Raw genomic sequence first — 2,948 nt, forward strand, 5'->3', positions numbered from 1 at the left:
TGACCTCATGGTCATATGACTTCAGACGGATGCGGATTTTCTGTCCCGCCATGGCGTCTCCGCTCTCTTTCTCAGTGCTGCTCTGTGGACTTTCTTCTCTGCGCCCCGATGGCCGGATATCTCCTGCCTGGCGCTCCTCCGGCAGACTGAATCCGGATGAATCCGGGTTCCTCACCCTGCTGAGGCTCCGACCCCCGCGGTCGGGCGTGTCGCGAACATTCTGCGCACTCCGCCCGCTCAAAAATGGAGGGTGGGTTATATTTGGGCTTTCAATCTGTGGAGCCTGACCCTGCCCCGGGCATTATCCCGGGCGGGACCCAGCTTCGCACGAAGACATGCAAAAGCGCTTGAACAACTCATCTAGTGTGGCAGACTTCGGCCGTGATTGCGAATCGGGCGCGTGGTCGCAAGGCCCCGCCCTGAAGATCGGGCGCCATCCTCCCCCTTGCTGCCGGCGACGGTGGTACGACGCCGTCGCTTGGACCGTCGGCGGAGAACGGCCCGGTCGCCGTCGGCTCACGGCCCGGGGTCGTGCCCGACTGATGGCCGGGGCGCTATGGCGCCGAGGTGCCTGCAGTGCGATGCTGGTGCCAGTCCGCTCCGGCGGGCTCTGTATTTCGGCAGGACCACCACGTTTCGGGAGGACAACAGCGAATGGCAATGGACAGCGGGCAGCTGGCGGCACTGGTGCCGTCCGACTTCACGTTGGGCGTGGCGACAGCGGCGTTCCAGATAGAGGGCGCCGTCGCCGAAGACGGCCGCGGACCGTCAGGCTGGGATGAGTTTTCCCATGCGCCGGGCAGGATCGCCGGCGGTGCTACGGCCGATGCCGCCTGCGACCATTACCATCGGATGCCCGAGGACATCGGGTTGATGGCAGAGCTCGGGCTGGACTCGTACCGTTTCTCGCTGTCCTGGCCACGCATCCAGCCCGGTGGCCGGGGTCCGGTCAACCCCCGGGGCATCGACTTTTACGACCGCCTGCTGGATGAGTTGCTGGCGCGGGGCATCTCGCCGATGTGCACGCTCTACCATTGGGACACCCCGCTGCCACTGGAACATGCGGGCGGCTGGCTGAACCGGGATACCGCCTACCGGCTGGCCGACTTCGCGGCCATCGCCGCGGACAAGTTCGGCGACCGCGTGGACCGCTGGGTCACCATCAACGAGCCCACGACCGTCACCCTGAACGGCTACGGCCTCGGCGTCCATGCGCCCGGCCACGCAGGGTTGTTCGACGCCCTGCCCGCCGCGCATCATCTTATTTTGGCCCACGGGCTCAGTCTCTCGGCCCTGCGTGCCGGCGGGATCGCGGGCGAGGCCGGCATCACCAACGTCTACTCCCCCGTGGTCGGTGCCAAGGACGGACTCGCCCACGATGTACTGGTGGAACTGTACGATGTGCTGCACAACGGCATGTTCTCGGATCCGGTGCTGCTGGGCCGCTATCCCACCTTCAACCCGGTACTGAAACCGGTTCTGCAGTACCTGCGGGAGATTCCGGACGAGGACCTCGCGGTGATGCACCAGCCGCTGGATTTCTACGGATTGAACTATTACTTCCCCACCCGGATCGGCATCGGACCGGGCCCGTTGACCGGCCCGGAGGCGGTCCCTGAGGGCCTGCCCGAGTTGCTCTGGGAGCAGGGCGGAGACCTGCCGTTCCATCTGGCCGGGTGGCCGGGGTATGAGCGCACTGAATTCGGCTGGCCGGTGGCACCGGACTACCTGCAGGTGGCCTTGGCCCAGATGGCCCAGCGCTATCCCAACCTCCCGCCGGTTTACATTACCGAGGGCGGTGCCAGCTTCAAGGACGTTGTGGTCCGGGATGCCCTGACAAACGAGCCGTCGGTGGCCGACGTGCGGCGGGTCGACTACCTGGCCCGGCACCTGGAAGTTGCGCTCACCGCAACAGCCCCGGGCGGGCCCGCCGAAGGCATCGATCTGCGCGGCTACTACGTGTGGACGCTGATGGACAACTTCGAATGGGCCGCCGGGTACAGCCAGCGGTTTGGCCTGCTCTACGTCGACTTCGCCACCCAGCAGCGGATCCGGAAGTCGTCTTTCCACTGGTTCAAGGACCTGGCCGCACGCCGCGGCCGTGACGCCGGCACACCGGGTACCCACGGGCAGCCTGCATTGGCGCAACCTGTCCCGCCCCTGACCTGAACCGCCGCCGCTACCGCCTGCCGGTGCCGTTGGCGCGCCGGATGCGGCGGGCCCGGTCCAGTTCATGGCGGAAGTACCGCCGGCCCCAGGACACCGCTCCGACCACCGCGGCGACCAGGCCCAGCACGATCCACGCGATCAGCCACTCCATGGTTCCGATCCTACTGGCTGCCGGTCAAAATTCGTGCTCGTCCGCCACTTCCGGGGACCGGGGCCAGGACTATTCTGGGAGTGTCCACCGCAGATGCTTCCAGAAAGCCGGACATCCATGCTCAACACCCGTACCATGACGACGGTCCTGCCCGTGAAGGACATGGACCGGGCGCGCGCGTTCTACCAAAATTCCCTCGGATTGCAGCCCGCCGGCCCTCTTGGGGAGGACTCGTTCCTGTTCTCCAGCGACGGCTCCACCGCGGTAGAACTCATCGTCCGACCGGACGCCGACACGTCGGACCACACCTCGATCAGCTTCGAGGTGGCCGATTTGGAAACCGAAATGTCCGAACTGGCCGGCCGCGGCGTTGACTTCGCGGACTACGACCTGCCGGGCCTGAAGACTGTCAACCACATCGCGGTCACCGGACACCAGCGCTGCGCCTGGTTCCCCGACTCGGAGGGCAACATCCTCTGCCTGCACCAAAACATCTGACCCCGGCCGGCCACTGCCGGCAAGTCCGAGCGGCCGCTGTCGGCGGCGCACTGCCGTCGTAAGCCCCCGCGGCCCCTCCTTAACAGCGAGAACCCCCGCCGTCCAAAGGACAGCGGGGGTTCTCGTGGCT

3 protein-coding genes are annotated in these 2,948 nt (G+C 66.4%); 2 read left to right on the forward strand and 1 reads right to left on the reverse strand.

Annotated elements, in window-relative coordinates:
• The first annotated feature begins 654 nt into the window (after positions 1-654).
• Complete coding sequence (locus AC5RWT_RS36240) at positions 655-2,169, forward strand: glycoside hydrolase family 1 protein (protein WP_494084441.1); 1,515 nt, start codon at positions 655-657, stop codon at positions 2,167-2,169.
• A gap of 10 nt (positions 2,170-2,179) precedes the next feature.
• Here the strand turns inward: AC5RWT_RS36240 and AC5RWT_RS36245 are convergent, their stop codons facing one another.
• On the reverse strand, positions 2,180-2,320 hold the full coding sequence (locus AC5RWT_RS36245; RefSeq protein ID WP_494084442.1) for a hypothetical protein: 141 nt from the start codon (positions 2,318-2,320) through the stop codon (positions 2,180-2,182).
• 117 nt (positions 2,321-2,437) lie between these two features.
• Between AC5RWT_RS36245 and AC5RWT_RS36250 the strand changes: the two genes are divergently transcribed.
• The gene (locus AC5RWT_RS36250; protein WP_494084443.1) at positions 2,438-2,818 is read left to right on the forward strand and encodes a VOC family protein; all 381 of its coding nucleotides are present in this window, start codon (positions 2,438-2,440) and stop codon (positions 2,816-2,818) included.
• Positions 2,819-2,948 lie beyond the last annotated feature (130 nt).

It is taken from the genome of Arthrobacter sp. Dra40, assembly GCF_059091905.1.